This window comes from Acidimicrobiia bacterium (genome assembly GCA_040881685.1).
In the GTDB taxonomy this organism is placed as follows: domain Bacteria; phylum Actinomycetota; class Acidimicrobiia; order IMCC26256; family PALSA-555; genus SHVJ01.
Genome location: JBBECS010000043.1, coordinates 67,518 through 73,791, shown reverse-complemented (window position 1 = coordinate 73,791; position 6,274 = coordinate 67,518). Strand labels below are relative to the sequence as shown.

Below are 6,274 nucleotides of genomic sequence, written 5' to 3'. Positions count from 1 at the left end.
AGTCGATCTCGCCGGCGTCCTTGCACCCGACGGCGAAGCAGAAGCAGTGGATCGGTGCGTTGTCGGTGACCGGTCGCAGGCTGTGCACCAGGTTCGGCGGGATGTGGACGAGGTCACCTTGGGTGATCTCGCGCTCCTCGCCGTCGATCGTCATGAGTCCTCGCCCCGAGGTGACGTAATAGAACTCATGGGTCGGGTGGGAGTGCGGGTCGACGAGGCCGCCGCCTGCCACCTCGAACTCGCTCACGAGCTCGAGGAAGCCGCCGTCGGTGATCTCCTTCATCTCGCGCGGGTTCACCAGCCACCAGACCGGAACCGTGCCGTTGTGCTCCACCACCGGCGCCACGTCTTCGATCGACCGCACGTCCAATTTTCCGCTCCTGGCCTCCGGGCCCGGCCGCTCGGGCCACGGCTCACTGCGTCGCAGGATACCTGCACGTCTGGTCGACTCCGCAGGCTCCGTCTCCACCGGTATTCGGATGGCGAAGCCACCCGAATACCTGCACCGCGGCCGTTCGCCTCTGGCAACGCGTCCGTACACTCCCCGTGATGCAGGTGCCGATGATCACCCTGAACGCCCAACCCGTCGCGGCCGAGGCGTGGGCGCCGTTCGGGTGGCTGCCGGTGGCCGACACCAACCCGGCCGACGGCGACCACACGCTGAACTTCGAGTGGGCCGATCCGCATTTGAACGTGATCGCGCACACCTATGACGAGGTCGAGCACACGGAGAACGGAGCGGTGTGCGACCGCATGTTTCGCCACGCCACGCACACGCAGGCGCTCATGCCGCTGAACTGCGACGCGATCGTGGCGGTCGCGCCCGCGGAGATCGACTTCTCCGACCCGGGCCATATCGATGCGGTGCGCGCCTTTGTCTTGCATCCTCAGGACGCGTTCGTGCTCCATCGCGGCACGTGGCACTGGGGACCGTTCCCGCTCGGTTCGGATCCGGTCCAGCTGCTGAACGTGCAAGGGCTGCGGTACGCCGAGGACAACGACTGCGTCGAGCTGGCTCCGGTCGCTGGGGTCGTGATCGAGGTCGTCGCGTAGGAGCAGCGGCGCTACGCGAACCCGAAACAGCATGCCGGGTTCGTCGCCAGGATCTTGGCCTTGGTTTCGTCGCTGAGGTCGGGACGATCAGCGAGTGCGGCGACGACGCCGGGGAAGATCCCGTCGGGATGCGGATAGTCGGACGCGAACACGATGTTGTCGTCGCCGATCGTTGAGATCGCGGCGGGCAGCGTGCGCTCGTCGGGCTCCGTCGACACGAAGCACTGACGTGCGAAGTACTCCGACGGCTCGTGCGGCAGTGGGGTGGTCGCGAATGACCACTTCTCCATGTGCTCGTCCAGACGCTCGAGCCAGTACGGCACCCACCCGCACCCCGACTCGAGGAACACCACACGCAGCGCCGGGTGGCGCTCGAGCACGCCGCCGCAGATGAGGCTGAGGCAGCCGAACTGCTGCTCGTGCGGGTGTGAGCACGCGTGCCGGAAGGCGAAGCTCTCGTAGCGGTCGATGCCGGATTGCACGACGTTCTGTGTCGTCCCCTCGTGTACCGCGACCGTCACGTCGAGCTCCTCCATCAGCTGCCAGAGGGGCTCGTAGGCGGGGTGGTGCAGGCTCCGGTCACGGATGAGATTGGGCCGGATCATCACAGCGCGGAACCCGTACTCGGTGATCGCGCGGCGCGCCTCGGCCACGGTGGCCACCACGTCGTTCTGCGGAACGATCGCGACGCCAATGAGCCGATCCGCGTCGGTGGCGCAGAACTCACCCAGCCAGTCGTTGTACGCGCGGCACAAGGCGATCTGGGCCTCGTCGTGCTCGATCCCGCCGAAGAAGAGACCCGTCGTCGTGAACAGGACCGAGCGTTCGATGCCTTCGCTGTCCATGTCGACCAGACGCGCCTTCGGGTCCGAACCGCCCGCGGGCCGCGCACGAGTGCCCCACTCCTTCGGTGTCGGCACCGGCGGAATGAGCGCACCGGCGATGAGGAAGCGCCATTGTCCCACCTCGTCACGGATCAAGCGGGGCGCGTACGCGCGGTGCTCCGGCGCGAGTCGCTCCATCCACATCTCGGGGGGCTCCGAGACGTGCCCGTCGGCGTCGATGATCCCGGGCATGCTCACGGCCGAACCCTACGGGCCAACACCGGCGCCAGTCACGAAGCGGTCGCGTACACTCGACATACCCGGCGCTCGTAGCTCAATGGATAGAGCATCTGACTACGGATCAGAAGGTTGGGGGTTCGACTCCCTCCGAGCGCGCTGCACATGAGCCGGTAACGGCACCACTGGAAATCTGTCGTGGATCTCGGCGCGGATCGCCGATGATTGCCGGCATGTCCATCGACTCCGAGAACCACCCTCGCACCGAGGGGCCCCTCCTGGGGGACGAGCGCGCGGCGCTCCTTGGGTTCCTGCGCTGGCAGCGCGAGACGCTGGAGCTGAAATGCGCGGGCCTCGACGTCGCCGACCTCGCCCGTCGCGCGGTCGAGCCGTCCACGCTGTCGTTGCTCGGGCTGGTGCGTCACATGGCTGACGTCGAACGCTTCTGGTTCCGTGAGGTGATGTCGGGGCAGGATGCTCCGGCGCTCTTCTCGTCTGACGCCCTCCCCGATGGAGACTTTGATGGTGCAGTGCCCGACCCCGCGGTCGTCGCCGAGTCGTGGGACGCCTGGCGGTCCGAGGTCGCGTTCGCGGATCAGTTCGTGGCCGACGCAAGCGATCTCGACGTCACCGGGAACGAACGCTGGCGCGGCGCGATCTCGCTGCACTGGGTGTTGATCCACATGGTGGAGGAGTACGCCCGACACAACGGCCATGCGGACCTGCTCCGCCAGCGGATCGACGGGGCAGTGGGCGAGTAGTGGGCGCGACGCGAGCTCCTCGGATCACACGCCCTTGCATGCCGCGATCGCCGCGTCGGCGGCGACGTTGACCGCTTTGTACGTTCCCTTGCCGAGCTTGGCGAGGTAGAAGATCTTCCACGGGCGGCGCAGTAGGTACTTCATCAGCGCCTTGCCGTCGCCCGAGCCGTCGGCACCGGCGAGCTTGAGCACCTCGACGTCCACGGAGTCGTCGTCGCCGCGGTCACTGATGCCTCGGTACGCGGACCACGGCACGCCGCGCGCTTCGCACACGATGCCGACGGCCGACGTCTCCATGTCCACGCCGACGACACCGTCGGCGATGAACTTGGCGTTGGTGACGTCGTCGTAGCCGAACCGGTCCGACGTGACGATCGTGCCGCGGGGCTTGGAGCCTTCGAGCACGTTCGGGCGCACCTCCTTGCCGGTCGCCTCGTCGACGACGAGCTCGGGGATGACGAGGTCGCCGATCTCGACCGACGGCCCCATGCCGCCGGCGATCCCGACCACCATCAGGTGGTCCACCTTGATCCCGTCGAGCAGGCGCTCGGTCGTCTCCTTGGCCGGCTGTGTGCCGATTCCGGTGATGACCGCGACCACTCGCACGTAGCCCACCTGGCCCTCGTGTGTGTACGCGCCGTTGCTGGGGTCGACCTTGGTCAGGGGGATCTTCTTCTTCAACGGCGCCAGCTCGGGCACCATCGGGGCGAGCATTGCCACGGTCTTCACGGAGTCAGCCATGACGGCAGCATGCCCTCGCCGGGCCGCTCGGCGCACGACGAGACCCGGGGGTCACCCACCGGGGTAGAACACGTCGGTGAAGTTTCGACGCAAGGCGCGCCTCGACACAGGGCAGGTCTCCGACCGTCGCGGTAGTGGTGGCGGCGGCGGTGGTGGTTTCGGCGCCGGCGGGTTCGAGAGGAGTGGTTCCGGCGGGGGCTTCGGACGCAGTGGCTACGGACGCCGCCGTCGGTACCCGGGCGGCGGCGGCGGCTTCAGCCTCGTCGGGCTCGTGGTCGTCATCGTGATCCTGTTGATCCTGTGGCTCGTCGGCGGCATCGACCTCTCGGGATCAGGATCGAGCAACGGCGGCGGCGGGTTCCAAGGCGAAGACAACTCAGAGCTCGAGGCCGAGTGCCAGACCGGTGCCGACGCCAACGAGCAGCAGGACTGCCGCATCGTCGCCATCGTCAACTCGGTGAATCGCTACTGGTCGAACAAGCTTGGGCAGTACGAGCAGACCGACACCGTCCTCTTCGACGGGCAGGTGTCGACGGGCTGCGGTGTCGCGTCGTCGGCCGTCGGCCCCTTCTACTGTCCGCTCGACGAGCTCGTGTATATCGACCTCGGATTCTTCGACGAGCTCGAGACGCAGTTCGGTGCCGAGGGTGGCCCGTTCGCGGAGGCGTACGTGGTCGCGCACGAATACGGCCACCACGTGCAGAACCTGCTCGGCACGAACGACCGAGTCGGCAACGCGCAGGGCCCGAAGTCGGGCTCGGTGCGGCTCGAGCTGCAGGCCGACTGCTTCAGCGGCGTGTGGGCCGCGAACGCGGTGAAGACGCGGCTGATCTCCAAGCTCACCGACCACGACATCAAGATCGGTCTCGACGCGGCCGCGGCCGTTGGTGATGACCGCATCCAAGAGTCGGCGACCGGGCGCGTCGACCCCGAGTCGTGGACGCATGGCTCGTCGAGCCAGCGCCAGCAGTGGTTCACTCGCGGCTACCGCACGGGCAATCGCGAAGGCTGCAACACGTTCGCAGACAACGCGCTGTGAGGCACTGAGTCCGCCACCCGCCCTACGCTGACCGCCGTCCGCGATCGGAGGGTTCGGGTGACGACGCCGGTACGGCAAGATCGGGCGAGAGCACTTGCGCTGCTCGCCGGTGCCGCGCTCGTCATTTCGCTGACGACGGCGGCCGCACCGGCGGCGACCCGACGGGGTGAGACCGCCGTCCCACCCGACGTCACCGAGCACCTCGGCGAGTGGGCGCTGCCGCACCGCGACTATGCGAACAGCCGCGCTACCACCGACTCCACGATCACCGCGGCCAACGTGGCGACAATGACCGAAGCGTGGTCGAAGGAGATGCCGGGTCGGGGCCTGTTCGGCAACTACGCGTCGACCCCGCTCATCGTCGGCGACACGGTGTACGCGCAGGATCTCACGAGCAATGTGTGGGCGCTGTCGCTCGCGGACGGAAGCGTCAAGTGGTCCAAGAACTACGACGATCCCGTCATCGGGCCGAACGGCATCGGTGTCGGCTACGACAAGGCGTTCGCCGTCATCGGGCGCGGCCGGGTGGTGGCACTCGACCTCGAGACGGGCGAGGAAGTGTGGTCTCGCAACGTCAACCTGCATCCGCAGGACGGCGTCTCGATCCAGCCAACCGTGGTGGACGGTCTCGTGCTGCTCAGCACCTTCCCGGGCAACATCGCCGAGCAGGACTTCCCGGCCGGCGTGCGCGGTGTGATCCAGGCGTTGGATCAACGCACCGGCAAGCGCGTGTGGAAGTTCGACACGGTGAAGGGCAAGTCGCTGTGGGGCAGCAATGACGTGAACGCGGGCGGTGGCGCGTGGTACCCGCCGGCGGTGGATCTCGAGCGCGGGATCGCGTACTGGGGGATCGGCAACCCCGCGCCATGGCCGGGGACCAACGAGTTCCCCGGCGGCACGAGCCGGAAGGGACCGAACCTCTACAGCGACAGCGTGGTCGCGGTCGGCCTCCGCGACGGGAAGCTGCGCTGGTATCAGCAGGCCAACCCGCACGACCTGTTCGACCACGACCTCCAGCTCACGATGCTCGTGGACGACGCCGACGGTCAGCAGCTCGTCATCGCCTCCGGGAAGCTCGGCATCGTCTTCGCTTACGACGCGAAGACCGGTGACCCGGTCTGGGAGACACCGGTCGGCACCCACCTGAATGACGACTTGCAGGAGCTCACGACGCCGCGGCGCGTGTCGCCCGGTCCGCTCGGCGGCGTGATCACGCCGATGGCACACCACGAGGGCGTGATCTACGTCCCGGTCGTGGAGAACGACGCGATCTACCTGCCCGACACTCCGAACTTCGTGAGCGACTTCGACCTCGGCGGCGGCGAAGGCCTGCTCGTGGCGATCGACGCCGCGACCGGCGACATCCTGTGGGAGCACGCCCTCCCCAACGGCATGAACCTCGGCGGCGCGACCGTAGTGAACGACATCGTGCTCACGTCGACCAACGACGGCACGTTCTACGCACTGGACCGCCAGACCGGGGATGAGCTGTTCACGTACAAGGCCGGCGGTCCGATCAATGGATGGCCCGCAGTGTTCGGTGACACGATCCTCGTCCCGGTCGGCGCGTCGGAGCCCCCCGCACTCGTCGCGTTGCGACTCGGCTGAAGAGGAGACCC

7 protein-coding genes and 1 tRNA gene are annotated in these 6,274 nt (G+C 67.6%); 5 read left to right on the top strand and 3 right to left on the bottom strand.

Translation table 11 applies throughout. The features are described from left to right. Positions 1 to 364, bottom strand: a 364-nt coding sequence (locus tag WEE69_11245; GenBank protein ID MEX1145868.1) for a cupin domain-containing protein, incomplete at its 3' end; no start/stop codon positions are given. Positions 365 to 549: 185 nt separating this feature from the next. Between WEE69_11245 and WEE69_11240 the strand changes: the two genes are divergently transcribed. Continuing rightward, positions 550 to 1,053, top strand: a complete 504-nt coding sequence (locus tag WEE69_11240; protein ID MEX1145867.1) for an ureidoglycolate lyase — start codon at positions 550 to 552, stop codon at positions 1,051 to 1,053. Positions 1,054 to 1,064: 11 nt separating this feature from the next. Here the strand turns inward: WEE69_11240 and WEE69_11235 are convergent, their stop codons facing one another. Beyond that, the gene (locus WEE69_11235; GenBank protein ID MEX1145866.1) at positions 1,065 to 2,129 is read right to left on the bottom strand and encodes an amidohydrolase family protein; all 1,065 of its coding nucleotides are present in this window, start codon (positions 2,127 to 2,129) and stop codon (positions 1,065 to 1,067) included. 71 nt (positions 2,130 to 2,200) lie between these two features. Here WEE69_11235 and WEE69_11230 point away from each other — a divergent pair. Together WEE69_11230 and WEE69_11225 are read left to right on the top strand one after the other, a co-directional pair. After that, a tRNA-Arg gene (locus WEE69_11230) sits at positions 2,201 to 2,273 on the top strand. A gap of 74 nt (positions 2,274 to 2,347) precedes the next feature. Beyond that, on the top strand, positions 2,348 to 2,875 hold the full coding sequence (locus WEE69_11225; protein MEX1145865.1) for a DinB family protein: 528 nt from the start codon (positions 2,348 to 2,350) through the stop codon (positions 2,873 to 2,875). Positions 2,876 to 2,899: 24 nt separating this feature from the next. Here WEE69_11225 and WEE69_11220 read toward each other — a convergent pair whose 3' ends face one another. Continuing rightward, entirely contained in the window at positions 2,900 to 3,616 is a 717-nt protein-coding gene (locus tag WEE69_11220; GenBank protein MEX1145864.1) for a 5'-methylthioadenosine/S-adenosylhomocysteine nucleosidase, read from the bottom strand. A 76-nt stretch (positions 3,617 to 3,692) separates the two neighbouring features. Here WEE69_11220 and WEE69_11215 point away from each other — a divergent pair, with 76 nt between their 5' ends. Both WEE69_11215 and WEE69_11210 read left to right on the top strand, forming a co-directional pair. Then, positions 3,693 to 4,655: a neutral zinc metallopeptidase gene (locus tag WEE69_11215; GenBank protein MEX1145863.1), complete on the top strand. Its 963-nt coding sequence runs from the start codon at positions 3,693 to 3,695 to the stop codon at positions 4,653 to 4,655. 57 nt (positions 4,656 to 4,712) lie between these two features. Beyond that, positions 4,713 to 6,263 carry a PQQ-binding-like beta-propeller repeat protein gene (locus tag WEE69_11210; protein ID MEX1145862.1) on the top strand — a complete coding sequence of 517 codons (1,551 nt, stop codon included), beginning with the start codon at positions 4,713 to 4,715 and terminating at the stop codon, positions 6,261 to 6,263. Positions 6,264 to 6,274 lie beyond the last annotated feature (11 nt).

Bases quoted from the DNA above. Each gene is read 5' to 3' on its own strand.
- WEE69_11240 (MEX1145867.1), top strand. From the start codon at position 550: ATGCAGGTGCCGATGATCACCCTGAACGCCCAACCCGTCGCGGCCGAG.
- WEE69_11225 (MEX1145865.1), top strand. From the start codon at position 2,348: ATGTCCATCGACTCCGAGAACCACCCTCGCACCGAGGGGCCCCTCCTG.
- WEE69_11235 (MEX1145866.1), bottom strand. From the start codon at position 2,129: ATGCCCGGGATCATCGACGCCGACGGGCACGTCTCGGAGCCCCCCGAG.
- WEE69_11220 (MEX1145864.1), bottom strand. From the start codon at position 3,616: ATGGCTGACTCCGTGAAGACCGTGGCAATGCTCGCCCCGATGGTGCCC.